Annotated in this window: 17 protein-coding genes; 9 read left to right on the forward strand and 8 right to left on the reverse strand. The window is 64.6% G+C overall.

Annotated elements, in window-relative coordinates:
* Positions 1-20 precede the first annotated feature (20 nt).
* Positions 21-422, reverse strand: coding sequence for a winged helix-turn-helix transcriptional regulator (locus WDM24_RS23815; protein ID WP_166294404.1), 402 nt, complete (start codon positions 420-422; stop codon positions 21-23).
* A gap of 99 nt (positions 423-521) precedes the next feature.
* Here WDM24_RS23815 and WDM24_RS23820 point away from each other — a divergent pair, with 99 nt between their 5' ends.
* Entirely contained in the window at positions 522-1,130 is a 609-nt protein-coding gene (locus WDM24_RS23820; RefSeq protein WP_029081050.1) for an FMN-dependent NADH-azoreductase, read from the forward strand.
* 180 nt (positions 1,131-1,310) lie between these two features.
* Here WDM24_RS23820 and WDM24_RS23825 read toward each other — a convergent pair whose 3' ends face one another.
* Together WDM24_RS23825 and WDM24_RS23830 are read right to left on the reverse strand one after the other, a co-directional pair.
* Positions 1,311-1,469: a hypothetical protein gene (locus tag WDM24_RS23825; protein ID WP_166294400.1), complete on the reverse strand. Its 159-nt coding sequence runs from the start codon at positions 1,467-1,469 to the stop codon at positions 1,311-1,313.
* Positions 1,470-1,627: 158 nt separating this feature from the next.
* A complete protein-coding gene (locus WDM24_RS23830) occupies positions 1,628-2,401 on the reverse strand; it encodes a glucose 1-dehydrogenase (RefSeq protein ID WP_338689367.1) in 774 nt (257 codons plus the stop codon).
* Between the two features lie 110 nt (positions 2,402-2,511).
* Here WDM24_RS23830 and WDM24_RS23835 point away from each other — a divergent pair, with 110 nt between their 5' ends.
* On the forward strand, positions 2,512-2,985 hold the full coding sequence (locus tag WDM24_RS23835) for a helix-turn-helix domain-containing protein (RefSeq protein ID WP_338827227.1): 474 nt from the start codon (positions 2,512-2,514) through the stop codon (positions 2,983-2,985).
* A gap of 1,190 nt (positions 2,986-4,175) precedes the next feature.
* On the opposite strand, the gene WDM24_RS23840 is transcribed toward WDM24_RS23835, so the two are convergent.
* Positions 4,176-4,415, reverse strand: coding sequence for a hypothetical protein (locus WDM24_RS23840; protein WP_338827229.1), 240 nt, complete (start codon positions 4,413-4,415; stop codon positions 4,176-4,178).
* A gap of 230 nt (positions 4,416-4,645) precedes the next feature.
* Between WDM24_RS23840 and topA the strand changes: the two genes are divergently transcribed.
* From topA to WDM24_RS23860, 4 genes are read left to right on the forward strand one after another with little or no spacing between them, the layout of a single operon-like run.
* The gene (gene topA, locus WDM24_RS23845) at positions 4,646-7,420 is read left to right on the forward strand and encodes a type I DNA topoisomerase (RefSeq protein ID WP_338827231.1); all 2,775 of its coding nucleotides are present in this window, start codon (positions 4,646-4,648) and stop codon (positions 7,418-7,420) included.
* Positions 7,421-9,784 (forward strand): ribonuclease R, encoded by a 2,364-nt coding sequence (rnr, locus tag WDM24_RS23850; RefSeq protein ID WP_338827233.1) that lies wholly within the window; start codon positions 7,421-7,423, stop codon positions 9,782-9,784.
* Complete coding sequence (locus WDM24_RS23855; protein ID WP_029081045.1) at positions 9,775-10,212, forward strand: DUF983 domain-containing protein; 438 nt, start codon at positions 9,775-9,777, stop codon at positions 10,210-10,212. The genes rnr and WDM24_RS23855 overlap by 10 nt, the downstream gene beginning before the upstream one ends.
* 36 nt (positions 10,213-10,248) lie before the next feature.
* Positions 10,249-10,998 (forward strand): NUDIX hydrolase, encoded by a 750-nt coding sequence (locus WDM24_RS23860; RefSeq protein ID WP_338827235.1) that lies wholly within the window; start codon positions 10,249-10,251, stop codon positions 10,996-10,998.
* 30 nt (positions 10,999-11,028) lie between these two features.
* On the opposite strand, the gene WDM24_RS23865 is transcribed toward WDM24_RS23860, so the two are convergent.
* On the reverse strand, positions 11,029-11,544 hold the full coding sequence (locus WDM24_RS23865; RefSeq protein WP_338827236.1) for a GDSL-type esterase/lipase family protein: 516 nt from the start codon (positions 11,542-11,544) through the stop codon (positions 11,029-11,031).
* Positions 11,545-11,691: 147 nt separating this feature from the next.
* Between WDM24_RS23865 and WDM24_RS23870 the strand changes: the two genes are divergently transcribed.
* The gene (locus WDM24_RS23870; RefSeq protein ID WP_338827238.1) at positions 11,692-13,017 is read left to right on the forward strand and encodes an LLM class flavin-dependent oxidoreductase; all 1,326 of its coding nucleotides are present in this window, start codon (positions 11,692-11,694) and stop codon (positions 13,015-13,017) included.
* Between the two features lie 20 nt (positions 13,018-13,037).
* Here the strand turns inward: WDM24_RS23870 and WDM24_RS23875 are convergent, their stop codons facing one another.
* Positions 13,038-13,586, reverse strand: coding sequence for a hypothetical protein (locus WDM24_RS23875; protein ID WP_338827240.1), 549 nt, complete (start codon positions 13,584-13,586; stop codon positions 13,038-13,040).
* A gap of 220 nt (positions 13,587-13,806) precedes the next feature.
* Between WDM24_RS23875 and rpmG the strand changes: the two genes are divergently transcribed.
* Both rpmG and WDM24_RS23885 read left to right on the forward strand, forming a co-directional pair.
* The gene (gene rpmG, locus WDM24_RS23880; protein ID WP_018271988.1) at positions 13,807-13,974 is read left to right on the forward strand and encodes a 50S ribosomal protein L33; all 168 of its coding nucleotides are present in this window, start codon (positions 13,807-13,809) and stop codon (positions 13,972-13,974) included.
* Between the two features lie 107 nt (positions 13,975-14,081).
* Positions 14,082-14,612, forward strand: a complete 531-nt coding sequence (locus WDM24_RS23885; RefSeq protein WP_338827241.1) for a hypothetical protein — start codon at positions 14,082-14,084, stop codon at positions 14,610-14,612.
* Here the strand turns inward: WDM24_RS23885 and WDM24_RS23890 are convergent.
* Both WDM24_RS23890 and WDM24_RS23895 read right to left on the reverse strand, forming a co-directional pair.
* Positions 14,609-14,737 carry a hypothetical protein gene (locus tag WDM24_RS23890; protein WP_256375187.1) on the reverse strand — a complete coding sequence of 43 codons (129 nt, stop codon included), beginning with the start codon at positions 14,735-14,737 and terminating at the stop codon, positions 14,609-14,611. The two genes, WDM24_RS23885 and WDM24_RS23890, sit on opposite strands and share 4 nt — an antisense overlap.
* Before the next feature lie 71 nt (positions 14,738-14,808).
* On the reverse strand, positions 14,809-16,203 hold the full coding sequence (locus tag WDM24_RS23895) for an ammonium transporter (RefSeq protein WP_338827243.1): 1,395 nt from the start codon (positions 16,201-16,203) through the stop codon (positions 14,809-14,811).
* Positions 16,204-16,532 lie beyond the last annotated feature (329 nt).

A 16,532-nucleotide genomic window follows, 5' to 3' on the forward strand; every position in this document is an offset into this window, starting at 1 on the left:
CAGGGTGACGGGTCCAGATTTCAGTCGCCGTTCCGCGCATCAAAACTGCTGCGCGCGCCTTCGATCTCCGGCAGATGCGCGAACGCCCATTCGCCGAGCGCCTTCACGGGCGCCGCCAGCCCGCGGCCGAGATCGGTCAGCTCATAGTCGACCCGCGGCGGGATGGTCGGAAACACCGTGCGGGTCACCAGGCCGTCGCGCTCCAGTCCACGCAGCGTGAGCGTCAGCATCCGCTGCGAGATGCCGCTGATCATGCGCTTCAGTTCGTTGAAGCGCTTCGGCCCGTCGATCAGCATCATGATCACGAACACGCTCCACTTGTCGCCGACCCGCGCCAGCACGGAGGCGACCGCGCGGCAATCGCTGTGATCGGGACTCGGCCGCGGCGGCGGGGCAGTCACATGGATGTTCTCAGGTCTCATCGCTGTGCTCGGGTTTCAAAAATGTGCGTTCTTGCGGACATTTAGGGCGGTCACTCATATAGCGCCAGTTACAAACCTATACCAATGGTGATCCCAGCCATGAAACTTCTGCACATCGACTCCTCGGTCCTCGGCCCCCACTCCGTCAGCCGGCAGGTCTCCGCCGCCGCCGTCGAGCGGCTGCGCCAGGCCAATCCCGGCCTCGTCGTGAGCTACCGCGATCTCACCAAAACCCCGCTCGCCCACCTCTCCGGCCTCCACCTGGCCGCGAGCCAGGGCGCCGCACCGGACCCGTCGGTGCGCGACGATATCGCGACCGGCCAAGCTGTGCTGGACGAGTTCCTCGCCGCCGACATCGTGGTGATCGGCGCGCCGATGTACAATTTCACCATTCCCTCCCAGCTCAAGGCCTGGATCGACCGCGTCCTGGTTGCGGGCAAGACCTTCAAATACGACGCCACCGGCGTTCAGGGATTGGCCGGCAACAAGCGGGTCATCATCGCGATCTCGCGCGGCGGCTATTACGGCGCCGACACGCCGATGGCAGCCCTCGAGCATCTCGAGACCTATCTGCGCGGGGTGTTCGGCTTCATCGGTGTCAGGAATCTTGAATTCATCCCGGCCGACGGCATCCAGGTCGGTCCCGAGCATCGCGAGAAGGCGGTCGCAGGCGCGCTGCAGGCCGCCGGCAGCCTGAACGCCGCTTAACCCCAGAACCACTGTCGTCACCCGCGAAAGCGGGTGACCCAGTATTCCAGAGACGGCCGTTACTGAACCGGGAGGCCGCGGCGTACTGGATACCCCGCACGCGCGGGGTATGACAGTTGTGGGCGGGACAAGATCTTGGCCAAGCCGCAAGCGTCATGCGCGGGCGACTCGCCGGATGCCTCAGAACCAGACGCCCTGAATGCCGGCGATGACGGCGACGAGGGAGATCAACAAACCGATGCCGGAAAACAGCGCGACCGTCACGAACTGTGCCGTGTCCGAATTCTCGGACGCGGACGAAACTCTGACCGGAGTCGCAATACGAGCTGCTTTGGGCATGACGGCACTCCAAATGATTCCGTGGTGAAAAAATTCCCCGCCCTTTTCAGGAGTCCCGGGAGTACGTCAAAGGTTCAATTCACGCAATGATAGTCGCGCACGCAATCGGCCGGTATGAAGCGCTTCACACCGGCCGGTTCGTTACAATGAGAAACAATTTAGCCGCGATAGATCGGCGCGCCGGCGGGCGAAGCCGTTGCGCCGCCATCGATGAACAGTTCCTGCCCCTGCACATGCGCCGCGTCGTCGGACGCCAGGAACAGCACGGTCTTCGAGATATGATCGGGCTCGCCGATGCGCCCGAGCGGCGTGGTCTTGCCGATCCGCGCCTCGAACACCTTCTCGGCCTCGGGCGTTGCGATCGCCGCGCCCCAGATCGGTGTACGCACCGCCCCCGGCGCCACCACGTTGACGCGGATGTTGCGCGGCGACAGTTCTGACGCCATCACCCGCGCCATCGCGCGCACGCCGGCCTTGCTCGCGGCATAGGCCGAGTAGCCGGGATTGCCGAGCACCGAAATCACCGAGCCGTTGAGGATGATGGATGCGCCGTCGTTGAGATAGGGCGCGACCGCCTGCACCGTGAAGAACACGCCGGTGAGATTGGTGCGGATCACATTTTCGAAAGCAGCCAGCGTGGTGCCGCCGACCGGCGTCTGGCCGGGAATGCCGGCATTGGCAAACAGCACGTCGTATTTGCCGAACTTCTCGGCGCCCTGCTTCACCGCGGCTTCCAGTGCCGCGACATCGGTGGCGTCGGCCACCACCGCCAACGCGTTCGGCCCGAGTTCCTTGGCCGCCGCTGCAAGCGTCTCCTTGTTGCGCCCGGTGATGACGACCTTGGCGCCCTCGGCCACGAACAGTTTTGCCGTCGCAAGCCCGATGCCGCTGTTGCCGCCGGTGATCAACGCCGTCTTGTTTGCCAGTCTCATTGTCCGCCTCCAGTTGGTTGCATTATTAAACTTCGTTGCCTACCTAGGGCATCAGGTTTAATATTGCAACCACACAAGACCGTGATGGCCCAACTTCCGGAGACCGCGCCGTGAAACGAACCAGCCTCGCAGGCGATTCTTGCCCGGTGGCCCGCGCGCTCGACGTGTTCGGCGACTGGTGGTCGCTGCTGATCATCCGCGACGCCAGCCTCGGCCGGCGCCGCTTCGGCGAATTCCAGGCGAGCCTCGGCCTCGCCAAGAACATCCTGGCCACGCGGCTGCGCACGCTGGTCGAGCGCGGCATCCTGAAGATGGTCCCCGCCTCCGACGGCAGCGCCTATCAGGAATATCTGCTGACGCCAAAGGGTCACGGCATCTTTCCGATCCTGGTCGCGCTCCGGCAATGGACCGAGGAGTTCGACGAGCACCCGGACGAGATCGCGACCATCCTGGTCGACCGCGACAAAGGCAAGCCGGTGAAGAAGCTCGCGCTGTTTTCGCAGGACGGTCGCGTGCTTGATGCCGCCGACACGGCGCTGAAGCCGCGGCCTGCCGCGAAGCGCGCGCGGCGTGTATCGGCCTAACTCCGTCCATCAAGATGGCAACCGATGTTGCCCATTCGACACGACGGGCAACTCAGCAAAACCTGTCAATCCTCGCGCGTGAAAATATTTCTATTTATCAGAATGCCCAACTCAGTGTATGGTTCACCCGTCTCACCCGATCGAGGGGCGCTTCGCGGTCGTCACGAACGCGGCGTGAGATGCGGTGGACGCTGATCATGCGAGCGACGAACGCATGTGATGCGGACGGCGAAGTCGTGTGGTCCTGACGCCCTAGCGGCCGGTGTCTCGTCGCAACACGCGAAGGCGTGATGCGAAGGCGGTGACAAACAAGCCCAGTCTCGCCGGGGAGAGCACGAAATAAGCCGTAACCCATCGCGCAGGGAAAGCCGGAGTGTTCCCGGTTACACCTGTGGTCCTACCCCCGAGCTTTCTACCTTTTGCTCGGGGCCCATGGGTGCGATCGGCACCCGGCTTTCCCTGCGCCCTCTTCAAGAGTGAGGGCGAAACGAAATGCAAAGCTCGGACGATTCATGTCGCGAGAACGCAAATCTGTGTCCCCACCGGTACCTGTCATCGCCCGCGAAGACGGGCGATCCAGTACGCCGCGGCCCCTCGGCTCACACACCGGCGCCTCCGGAATACTGGATCACCCGCATGCGCGGGTGATGACACTGAACGAGCTGTTTGACCTTGAATCGAGAACCATCCCCACCGTTGTCCTGGCGAAAGCCGGGACCCATTTCCCCAAATGAGAATTGTTGTGCGATGCTGGGGCAACGATCCCATTCATCATCAAATTCAATGGTTATGGGTCCCGGCCTTCGCCGGGACGACGGTGGAGTGTGCGGAGAAAGTCGCGCGACGAACGCGAAGCTGCATTCTCATCAACATCTGTCATCGCCCGGCCTTGACCGGGCGATCCAGTACGCCGCGGCCTCTCGGCTCACACACCGGCGCCTCTGGAATACTGGATCACCCGCATGCGCGGGTGATGACACTGAACAAGCTGCTTGACCTTGAATCGAGAACCATCCCCATCGTCGTCCTGGCGGAAGCCAGGACCCATTGCCCCAAATGAGAATTGTTGTGCGATGCTGGGGCAACGATCCCATTCATCGTCAAATTCGGTGGTTATGGGTCTTGGCTCCCGTGCGCAATTGCGCACTAGGCCAGGACGACGCGGGGAGAGAGCCGAGCGCGACGTCCCCTCACGACAACCTCCTTCGGCTGCGCACACGCAACTGCTGGTCGGCTTCCAGGCGGGCCATCGCGAACAGCCGGTCGAGGACCTCGAATTTGTGGCGCTGGGCGAGTTTGGCGAGTTCGGTCGCGGCGGCTGCGATCAGGACCAGGGCGTCATCCGGACCGCCCTCCCCACCTGTCTCGTCGCCCGCCGGTCGTCGCCGGCCGGATGCCTTGCGCTTCCGGCCGCCCCCTGTGCTGCTCAAAAGGCCTAGTCCGATTCCCACCCCTATATATAAAGAGATACGCCGTTTCCGGCCGCAACTCTAGGACGTATTTTTCAACTCTTGGGATAGGAACTCCACAGCCTGGACCCTCCCTTCAATATCTGGCGATTTGACAGGGGCCGCCTCAGCACCCATGTTCGCCCCGACACGGCGGGCCGCGAGTCTAGCGGAACCCACCTTCAAGTTTTCCCGTAAGCTATTGGAATGACATGAATATCGTCATTGTGGAGTCGCCTGCCAAGGCCAAGACGATCAACAAATATCTGGGATCCTCCTATGAGGTCCTGGCGTCGTTTGGCCATGTCCGCGACCTCCCGGCCAAGAACGGTTCGGTCGATCCGGACGCCAATTTCCAGATGATCTGGGAGGTCGACGCCAAGGCCGCTGGCCGTCTGAACGACATCGCCAAGGCGCTCAAGGGTGCCGACCGTCTGATTCTCGCAACCGACCCTGATCGCGAGGGCGAGGCGATCTCCTGGCACGTGCTGGAGGTGATGAAGGAGAAGCGCGCGCTGAAGGACCAGAAGGTCGAGCGCGTGGTGTTCAACGCCATCACCAAGCAGGCCGTCACCGATGCCATGAGGGCGCCGCGCCAGATCGATGGCGCGCTGGTCGACGCCTATATGGCGCGCCGTGCGCTGGACTATCTGGTCGGCTTCACCCTCTCGCCCGTGCTGTGGCGCAAGTTACCCGGCGCCCGCTCCGCCGGCCGCGTGCAGTCGGTCGCGCTGCGGCTGGTCTGCGACCGCGAGCTCGAGATCGAGAAGTTCGTGCCGAGGGAATACTGGTCGCTGGTCGCGACGCTGCTGACGCCGCGCGGCGACGCCTTCGAGGCGCGGCTGGTCGGCGCAGACGGCAAGAAGATCGCGCGACTCGACATCGGCTCCGGCGCCGAAGCCGAGGACTTCAAGAAGGCGATCGAGGCCGCGTTGTTCAAGGTCGCGACCGTCGAGGCCAAGCCGGCCCGGCGCAATCCGCAGGCCCCCTTCACCACCTCGACCCTGCAGCAGGAAGCGAGCCGCAAGCTCGGCTTCGCGCCGGCGCACACCATGCGCATCGCGCAGCGGCTGTATGAAGGCATCGACATCGGCGGCGAGACCACCGGCCTGATCACCTATATGCGAACCGACGGCGTGCAGATCGATCCGTCCGCGATCACCCAGGCCCGCAAGGTGATCGGCGAGGACTATGGCAACGCCTACGTGCCGGACGCGCCGCGCCAGTACCAGGCCAAGGCCAAGAACGCCCAGGAAGCGCACGAAGCGATCCGCCCGACCGATCTGTCGCGTCGCCCCGCCACCATCGGCCGTCGGCTCGATACCGACCAGGCCAAGCTCTATGAGCTGATCTGGAAGCGCACCATTGCGAGCCAGATGGAGTCGGCCGAACTCGAGCGCACCACCGTCGACATCGAAGCCAAGGCCGGCGCCCGCACACTCGAGCTGCGCGCCTCCGGCCAGGTCATCAAGTTCGACGGCTTCCTCGCGCTCTATCAGGAAAGCCGTGACGACGAGGAGGACGAGGATTCGCGCCGCCTGCCCGCGATGAGCCAGGGCGAAGCGGTGAAGCGCCAGAGCCTTGCCGTCACCCAGCATTTCACCGAGCCGCCGCCGCGCTTCTCGGAAGCCTCGCTGGTGAAGCGGATGGAAGAACTCGGCATCGGCCGGCCCTCGACCTACGCCTCGATCCTGCAGGTCCTGAAGGACCGCGGCTACGTCAAGCTGGAGAAGAAGCGGCTGCACGGCGAGGACAAGGGCCGCGTCGTGGTCGCGTTCCTGGAAAACTTCTTCTCGCGATACGTCGAATACGACTTCACGGCCGATCTCGAGGAACAGCTCGATCGCGTCTCCAACAACGAGATCTCCTGGCAGCAGGTGCTGAAGGATTTCTGGAGCGGCTTCATCGGCGCGGTGAACGACATCAAGGATCTGCGTGTCGCCGAGGTACTGGATGCGCTCGACGAGATGCTTGGCCCGCACATCTATCCGCCGCGCGCGGATGGCGGCGACGTCAGGCAGTGTCCGACCTGCGGCACCGGGCGGCTCAACCTCAAGGCCGGCAAGTTCGGCGCCTTCGTCGGCTGCTCGAACTATCCGGAATGCCGCTACACAAGGCCGCTGGCGGCCGACAGCGCCGAGAGCGCCGACCGCGTGCTCGGCACCGATCCCGACACCGGGTTCGATGTCACGGTGAAGGCCGGCCGTTTCGGCCCCTACATCCAGCTTGGCGAGCAGAAGGATTACGCTGAAGGCGAGAAGCCGAAGCGCGCGGGGATTCCGAAGGGCACCTCGCCTGGCGATGTCGATCTCGAACTGGCGCTGAAGCTGTTGTCGCTGCCGCGCGAGATCGGCAAGCATCCGGAAACCGGGCAGCCGATCACGGCCGGCCTCGGCCGGTTCGGGCCGTTCGTCAAGCACGAGAAGACCTATGCCAGCCTCGAGGCCGGCGACGAGGTGTTCGACATCGGATTGAACCGCGCCGTCACCCTGATCGCGGAGAAGATCGCCAAGGGTCCGAGCGGCCGCCGCTTCGGCGCCGACCCGGGCAAGCCGCTCGGCGACCACCCGACGCTCGGCGCCGTCGCGCTCAAGAACGGCCGTTACGGCGCCTATGTCGCGGCCGGCGGCGTCAACGCGACGATCCCGAGCGACAAGACGCCCGACGAGGTCACGCTTGCGGAAGCGATCGCGCTGATCGACGAGCGCGCGGCCAAGGGCGGCGGCAAGGCAAAGGGCAAGAAGGCGAAGACGGCAAAGCCCGCCAAAGCCAGCTCTGAAAAGGCCAAGGCAGAAAGCGCCGACGGCGATGCCGAGGCCAAGCCCGCCAAGAAGGCTGCGTCCAAGAAGGCCGCGGCGAAGCCGAAAACGGATGCGACCAGCAAGGCGCGCGCGCCGGTCGCCTCCGGTGCCAAGACGTCGCCTGCAAAGTCATCGGCACCCGCGAAAGCGCCCGCGAAGAAGAGCGCCGGCAAGGCAAGAGGATAAGTGAAACCAAAACCCGACCATGGCTTTCCGGGCCGGGACGCCATCGTCGCCTTCATCCGCGCCAATCCAGGCAAGATCGGCACCCGCGAGATCGCGCGCGCGTTCGGCCTGAAGAACGCGGACCGCGTCGAGTTGAAGCGGATCCTCCGCGAGCTCGCCGACGACGGCACGGTCGCCAAGCGCGGCCGCAAAATTCACGAGCCGGCGGCGCTGCCGCCGACCGTGCTCGCCGACATCACCGGCCGTGACAGCGACGGCGAGTTGATCGCCACGCCCGCCGAGTGGGACTCCGAAGAAAGCGGCACCGCCCCGAAAATCCGCATCGAGACGCCGCGGCGGCCGAAGCCCGGTACCGTCGCCGGCGTCGGCGACCGCGCGCTGTTGCGGGTCGAGGTGACCAACGAGCGCGACGGCACGCCCTATCGCGGTCGCGTCATCAAGGTGATCGATCACGGACGCACCCGCATTCTCGGCATCTACCGCAAGAACCCTGAAGGCGGCGGCCGCCTGATCCCGGTCGACAAGAAGCAGGCCGGCCGCGAGCTCAACATCGCCCAGGCAGACAGCGGCGACGCCGAGGACGGCGACCTCATCAGCGTCGATTTGATCCGCACCCGCGGCTACGGGCTCGCCTCCGCCCGGGTCAAGGAACGGCTCGGCTCGATCGCGAGCGAGAAGGCGATCAGCCTGATCGCGATCAACACCCACGACATCCCGCAGGTGTTTTCGTCTTCTGCACTGCGCGAAGCCGAAGACGCAAAGCCCGCGACGTTGCAGGGCCGCGAGGACTGGCGCGACGTGCCGCTCGTCACCATCGACCCGCCGGACGCCAAGGATCACGACGACGCCGTGCATGCCGAGGTCGACCCCGATCCGAACAACAAGGGCGGCTTCATCGTCCATGTCGCGATCGCCGACGTCGCCTTCTATGTGCGGGCGGGCTCTGCGCTCGACCGCGATGCGCTGCAGCGCGGCAACTCGGTGTATTTCCCCGATCGGGTGGTGCCGATGCTGCCCGAGCGCATCTCCAACAATCTCTGCTCGCTGGTGCCGGGCGAACCGCGCGGCGCGCTCGCGGTGCGGATGGTGATCGGCGCCGACGGCCGCAAGCGCTCGCACACCTTCCACCGCGTGCTGATGCGCTCGGCCGCAAAGCTCAATTACGCGCAGGCGCAGGCCGCGATCGACGGCAGGCCCGACGACACCACCGGCCCCCTGCTCGATCCGATCCTGAAGCCGCTGTGGGCGGCCTATGAGCTGGTCAGGCTCGCGCGCAACGAGCGTGACCCGCTCGATCTCGATCTGCCCGAGCGCAAGATCCTGTTGAAGCCCGACGGCACCGTCGATCGGGTGATCGTGCCGCAGCGGCTGGATGCGCACCGGCTGATCGAGGAGTTCATGATCCTCGCCAACGTCGCCGCGGCGGAGATGCTGGAGAAGAAGGCGCTGCCGCTGATCTACCGCGTGCACGACGAGCCGAGCCAGGAAAAGGTGCACAACCTCCAGGAATTCCTGAAGACGCTCGACCTGCCCTTCACCAAGCAGGGCGCCCTGCGGCCCGCGCAATTCAACCGCGTGCTGGCGCAGGTCTCGGGCGAGGACTACGAGCCGCTGGTCAACGAGGTGGTGCTGCGCTCGCAGGCGCAGGCCGAATACTCCGCCGAAAACTACGGCCATTTCGGCTTGAACCTGCGCCGCTACGCGCATTTCACCTCGCCGATCCGGCGCTATGCCGATCTGATCGTGCATCGCGCGCTGATCCGCGCGCTCGGCCTCGGCGAAGGCGCCTTGCCGACGGATGAGACCGTGGAGACACTGGCCGAAATCGCCGCGCAGATTTCGGTGACCGAGCGGCGCGCGATGAAGGCGGAGCGCGAGACCACCGACCGGCTGATCGCGCATTTCCTTGCTGACAAGGTCGGCGCCTCGTTCCAGGGCCGCATTTCCGGCGTGACGCGATCCGGCCTGTTCGTGAAGCTCGATGACACCGGCGCCGACGGCCTGATCCCGATCCGCACCATCGGCAGCGAATATTTCAACTACGACGAAACCCGCCATGCGCTGATCGGCTCGCGCAGTGGAACCATGTATCGGCTTGGTGACGTCGTCGACGTGCGGCTGGTCGAAGCCGCGCCGGTGGCGGGCGCGCTGCGCTTTGAGCTATTATCCGGCGGCCAGGCAATTCCGCGCGGCAGAAAACGCGACGGCGCAAGGCCTGAGCGCAGCGCTGTGGGATTTGGCAAGGGACCAGGCAAGGGAACTGGCAAGAAGGCACACAAGGAGCGGAAGGCGCGCAACAAGAAGGACCGCAAGCCGGCGAAGTCCAAGCCCGGCAAATCGAAGCGAGGCACGTCATGGAAGTGACACCGCCGACAGTGGTCTGGACTCGCGACGGAGCCGAGCCCGAGAAGCGCGACGTGTGGACCGCGATGAAGCGCGGGTTCCTCAGCCGCTGCCCGCGCTGCGGCAGAGGCAAGCTGTTTCGCAAGTTTCTCAAATGCGACGGCCATTGCCCGGTCTGCGACCTCGACTTCTCGCCGCATCGCGCCGACGATCTGCCCGCCTATCTCGTTATCGTCATCGTCGGCCATATCGTGGTACCGACCGCGCTGTGGATCGAGACCGATTATTCGCCGCCGGTGTGGCTGCAACTTGCGATCTATCTGCCGTTCACGCTGTTCGCATCGCTGGCGTTGTTGCAGCCGGTGAAGGGAGCCGTGATCGGATTGCAATGGGCCCTGCGCATGCATGGCTTTGACGAAAATGCCCCTAGCGACATCCCGCCGGTCTAGCTAAACCGGACCCCAACAAGAAATGAAAGGGATGAAATGACTGAAGCTGCCGCACCTGCCGCCGTCGTCCACCAGGGCGAAAAAGAAGCCGATCATCATGCGTACTTCCGGCCGAAAGATGCGGCGACGCTGATCCTGATCGATCGCTCCGGTGCCAAGCCGAAGGTGCTGGTCGGCAAGCGCCACGACAAGGTGGTGTTCATGCCGGGCAAATTCGTCTTCCCTGGCGGCCGCGTCGACAAGGCCGACAACCGCGTGCCGGTCGCAGCCCCGATCACGCCGGAGCTCGAAGCCAATCTGCTCAAGGGTAGCCCGAAGATCACGCCCGGCCGCGCGCGTGCGCTCGCCAATGCAGCGATCCGCGAAGCCTGCGAAGAGACCGGGCTCTGCCTCGGCCGCAAGGTCGAGAAGACGACGAAGCTCGATGGTCCGTGGGCGCCGTTCGCCGACGCCGGCCTGCTGCCCGATCCGTCCGGCCTGTTCCTGATTGCGCGCGCGATCACGCCGCCCGGCCGCGTCCGCCGCTTCGACACCCGCTTCTTCACCGCCGATGCATCAGCGATCGCGCATCGCGTCGAAGGCGTGGTGCATGCCGACGCCGAACTGGTCGAGCTGGTCTGGGTCGAGATCGGCTCCGAGCCGCTCGCCGATGCGCATGCCATGACCAAGAACGTGCTCGCCGAGCTTGACCGCCGTCTCGCCACCGGCCCGCTCCGCCACGACGCGCCGGTGCCGTTCTTCCATTTCTACGGCGGCAAGATGCACAAGGACGTGCTGGGCGCGTAATATCAGTCAATGCCGGGACGCAGTGTCAGGTCAGTGCACGGCTGATATCACCGAGGGCAGCATGTGCGCGGCGACCACCCTGTGTCCCTCCGGCGTGAAGTGAATGTGGCCCGGCTGCAGATAATTGCGCAGCACCGCATTCCACCACATCGGGATCACGCGGATGCCCCGGCTGCGCAGCCGCGCCTCGATCGCCGCGAGCTCGGCGGTTTGATCCCCTTGATGCAATCGCCTGGCGTTCCAGCCGCCTCCGAGCCGGTCGAGCAGCACGATCTTCGTCCCTGCGGGGACCGCGGAATCGAGCCGGGCCAGCATGCCCGCATTGGTATCGCCGTTGATGCCGGCGTTGGTGACGTGAACGCTGCGGCCCTTCGCCGCGAGCATGCCTTCCAGTTGCGCCGGCCAGGCATCCGAACTGCTGACGCCCCGGCCCGCGACATTGCTCGCGCCGATCGCAACGATCTGCGCCCGCGCCGGGCTGCCGAGACAGAGCGCGATCGCAACCAGGAAGCCCGCGATCAGCCATGACCTTGCCGGATAGATCATGTCCCCCTCCACGATGACAAAGGCGTCGGGTTGAAAATATCCTCTGCTCGTCGCCCAGATTGCAAGATTCTTCTTAAGGACCCTCATGGCGTTGTCCGCGGCGCTCCCTATCTGTTCCGCTAACGACATCAAGAACGGAACGGGGCAATGGCGAAGCGTCAACTCAAGCTCGGCGCGTTCATGCGGCCGATCAGCATCCACACCGGCGCCTGGCGCTATCCCGGGGCCTGGCCCGACGCCAATTTCAACTTCGACCATATCAAGCAGCTGATCCGGAAGCTCGAGTCCGGCAAGTTCGACGCGTTTTTCATGGCCGACCATCTGGCCGTGCTGAACATGCCGATCAATGCGCTGAAGCGCAGCCACACCGTGACCTCGTTCGAGCCGTTCACCCTGCTCTCGGCGCTCGCGGCCGTCACCGAGAATATCGGCCTGATCGCGACCGGCTCGACCACCTTCGACGAGCCCTATCACGTCGCCCGGCGGTTCGCCTCGCTCGACCACATCTCCGGCGGCCGCGCCGGCTGGAATATCGTCACCACCTCCAATCCGGACGCGGCGCTGAATTTCGGCCTCGACGATCACATGGAGCATGCCGAGCGCTACAGGCGCGCCCGCGAATTCTACGATGTCGTCACCGGCCTCTGGGACTCCTTCGCCGATGACGCATTCGTGCGTGACGTCGAGTCCGGGCTGTTCGTCGATCCCGACAAGATGCATGTGCTCAGCCACAAGGGCAAATATCTCTCGGTCCGCGGTCCGCTGAACATCGCCCGCCCCGTGCAGGGCTGGCCGGTCATCGTGCAGGCCGGCGCATCCGACGACGGCAGGCAGCTTGCGGCCGAGACCGCGGAAGCCGTGTTCACCGGCGGCGGCAGCCTTGCGGACGGCCAGAAGCTCTATGCCGACATCAAGGGCCGCATGGAGAAGATCGGCCGCGATCCCGAGCATCTGAAGATCCTGCCCGGCGCCTTCGTGGTGGTCGGCGACAGCGTCGAGGAAGCCAAGGAGAAGCGCGCGTTGCTCGACAGCCGCGTGCATTACGAAAGCGCGATCGCCTCGCTCTCGGTGATCCTCGGCACCGACGCGTCCGGGTTCGATCCCGACGGGCCGTTGCCGCCGATTCCGGAAACCAATGCCAGCAAGAGCGGCCGCCAGCGCCTCGTCGACGTCGCCGCGCGCGACAAGCTCACCGTGCGCCAGCTCGCCCAGCGCGTCGGCGGCTATGGCGGGCTCACCTTCGTCGGCACGCCGCAGACCATCGCCGATCAGATGGAGGAATGGCTGACCGGCCGCGGCAGCGACGGCTTCAACATCATGTTTCCCTATCTGCCGCAGGGATTGTTTGAGTTCGTCGACAAGGTCGTTCCCGAATTGCAGAGGCGCGGGATCTTCCGCAAGGACTACGAAGGCAAGACCCTGCGCGAAAATCTCGGCCTGCCGCGGCCGAAGAACCAGTTCTTCGAGGCCTGATCGGGCGCAGACGATCGATGCTAGTCCGCGTCGGGCTCGGTGCCGACATAGTCCTTCGGCCGCAGCTTCAGCTCGGCCCCGAGTGTCTGCGCAAACTCGTTCGCCTCGTCGCGGCGGCTGAAGGAGGACACCATGACCGGCCTGGTGCCGCGGTCTCCGCACAGGCTCACGTGATATGCGGTGAAGCTGCAATCGGGATCGGAGTGATCGGTGATGCTGATGAAGTTGAATTCGCTGAGTTGCCGCAGGCTGTGAAACTTCAGCGGACCGAACTGATTGGTCACAACCAGCTGCCGCGAAATCGGGTCGACCTCGATGAAGTAGCGCAGCGTCGCCAGGATCAGTCCGGGCACGCCGATCACCAGCGCAAAGCCGGTCAGAAACAGCAGCCCGACCCAGTCCTCGCTCCAGTAGCCCGATCCGGTCAGATCGGCCTTGAGGATCAGGCCCATGTAGTAAGCGAAGTAGAGGCCGCCTGCGAGGAACGGCAGCGAGGCCAGGCGGAAGTACCACTGCTTCAGCCATTCGACGCGCACGCCCTGGCCGTCATGGGTGATTGCAACCGACATCCTGTCCTCTGCCATCAGCTGGAAACGGGAACAGGCGGTAGTCGGCGGTTCGATGCGCCAGGTTCGACGAAAATGGCCGGTTTTGCAGCGAAAGGCCTCGAAATCAGGCCCGTTTCGGCCGGGAAAACCTTGACTTCCCACGGTTTATGGCTAGTTTCCCGGCCAAACGCGGGCCGATTTGGCCGGCTCCCGATATCCCTGCATTTTCGAGGTTTTGCACATGGCCAAGGCGGTCACCATCAAGGTCAAGCTCGTGTCGACAGCCGATACCGGCTTTTACTACGTCGCCAAGAAGAATTCGCGCACCATGACCGACAAGCTGGTCAAGAAGAAGTACGACCCGGTCGCGCGCAAGCACGTCGAGTTCAAGGAAGCCAAGATCAAGTAGGATCGCCTGCTTCTGACGTTTCAAACGGGGCCCTTTGGGCCCCGTTTTTGCTTTGTGTCCACGCGTCATCCCTGATGCGTCCCGGACCGCCCGGGCGAAGGGCTCGCATGATTGCAACCTTGGACGAGGGAAACGTCGGCGGCTATTCGGTCGCCTACGGCCGCGAAGACATCTACTTTCCGGTCTATGTCACGGCCGCGCTGGCCGCGATCTTCCTGACCGCGAGCTGGATCACCGGCGCGATCTACTGGCTGGCTCTGGCGGCGGCGGCGGCCGGCTTCACCTACTACAACATCCCCCTGCTGGAGGCCGGTCGTCCGACCATCGGGGCCAACCAGTACGGCATCTTCATCCAGGCCTTCGGGCTGATCCGCTGGCGCGCCATCGCGCGCATCGACCTCGTCGAGATCGCCGAGCGCGCGATGACCGTTCACGAGTTGCAGATCGCGCTCAACGGGCCGCTCGGCAGCGCGCTAGTGGCCGATTGGCGCAAGCGGCCGGCCTATCGGCTGCTGATGCGCTTGCCCTGGCGCATGGACCATCGTGGCGTGGTGCGCGTCAATCTCGAGCCATTCGATCGGACGCCCGACGAGATCCACCGGACGTTCCTCAGGATGTGGCGCTACTACCGGAGCTAGCGCTTGAACGCCTCATCACGCAGATGCGCATCCGCAATTTGCGCATCAGGATTGTGCGTGATGGTCATGAACCAAACCAGGCTGAAGAACAGCGACCACGCTGTGTTCCAATAGAACCAGTTCATGGGATCACCTCGAACAGCTTTGACCCGCACCGGCCGGCGAACCTCGCCGGCCCTGCGGAACGCCGCCCAGTCTACTGCACGACCTCGCCGTGCAGCGCGAGATCCAGTCCTTCCCGCTCGATCTCCCGCGTCACGCGAAGCCCGACGAAGAGATTGATCACGAACAGGATGACCAGACTCACGACGGCATCATACACGAAGACGGTCGCGACGCCGATGCACTGATTGATGAACTGCGCGGCATTCCCCTCCAGAACGCCTGCCGTACCACCATACTGCTCGACCGCGAACACGCCCGTCAGCAGCGCTCCAACGATGCCGCCGACGGCATGGACGCCGAAGCAATCCAGCGCGTCATCGTAGCGGAACATGCGCTTCAAGCCGGTGCATCCCCAGTAGCAGAACACGCCCGCGGCAATGCCGATGGCAAACGCACCGACCGGGCCGACGAAACCGGAGGCCGGCGTGATCGCGACGAGACCCGCAACGGCACCCGAGCAGATGCCGACGCCGGTCGGCTTGCCCTTCAGCGCCCATTCCACCAGCATCCAGGTGAAGCCCGCCACCGCCGTGGCGATCTGGGTCACCAGCATGGCCATGCCCGCCTGCATTCCCGCCGTGACGGCGGAGCCGGCGTTGAATCCGAACCAGCCGACCCACAGCAGCGAGGCGCCGATGAAGGTCAGCACCATGTTGTGCGCCGGCCCCGTCTCGACGCGCTTGCCGAGCATGATGGCGCACATCAGCCCGGCCACGCCGGCATTGATGTGCACCACGGTGCCGCCGGCGAAATCGAGAACTTTGACATACGCGGCGTCGTTACCCGCCGAGAAGATCCCGTCGGGCCCCCAGACCCAATGCGCGATCGGCGCATAGACGAAGATCGCCCACAGCCCGATGAACCAGAGCATGGCGGAGAACTTCATCCGCTCGGCAAACGCACCGGCAATCAGCGCCGGCGTAATGATGGCGAACGTCATCTGGAAGCAGATGTAGACAGATTCAGGGATGGTCGCGGCGAGCGGATTGGGATTGCCGATGCCGCCCTTGCCGATGTCGCTCAGGATGTCCTTGAGGAACATGCGATCCAGACCGCCGATAAACGGCGTGCCGGCACGGAACGCCAGACTGTAGGTCAGCACGGCAAACAGGATCGTGACCAGGCAGGTGACGGCGAAGCTGGTCATCACGGTATCGCCGACATTCTTCTTGCGCACCATGCCGCCGTAGAACAGGCCGAGGCCCGGTACCGTCATCATCAAGACGAGTGCGACGGATGTGAGCATCCACGCGGTGTCGCCGGGGTTTGGTGTGCACTTCTCGAGAATCTTGCCGCCGCAGGCCGGAGGCGCTGCGTCCTCAGCCAGCGCGAGGTCGCTGAACAGCAGGCACAGAAACGCCACTCCCAGCAGCGCAACCACTGTTCTCACGAGCTTCTGGCGCGTGTATGTCCCAGACTCCATCATCGTCCTCCCATCACAAGAAATGTTGCTGTTCGGAATGGGCGCGGTGCGCTCGAGGCGTGAGCGCCGAGAGGCCACTTGCGCGTTCGGTTATCGGGATGTCTCGAAGTGCCGCGATGCGGGTGGCGGGATGCAGCGAAGCCGCGGCGACATCACGCCGGACGCGAGGCACAAGCGCCCCCTGCTCGGCGGCGCGGCGAAGGCCGTGGTGCGCGGATGGCTGGAGAATGCCGGCGACTAGCCTCATCGCGGCCAGCCCTTCCCATAGGCCCCCAGGCCAGAAACCTCAGCGACGGCTTCCGGCACGATTCCTAGCCATATTCAATCAAGAT

The sequence above is a fragment of the Bradyrhizobium sp. 27S5 genome, assembly GCF_037217225.1.
Taxonomy (GTDB): domain Bacteria; phylum Pseudomonadota; class Alphaproteobacteria; order Rhizobiales; family Xanthobacteraceae; genus Bradyrhizobium; species Bradyrhizobium septentrionale.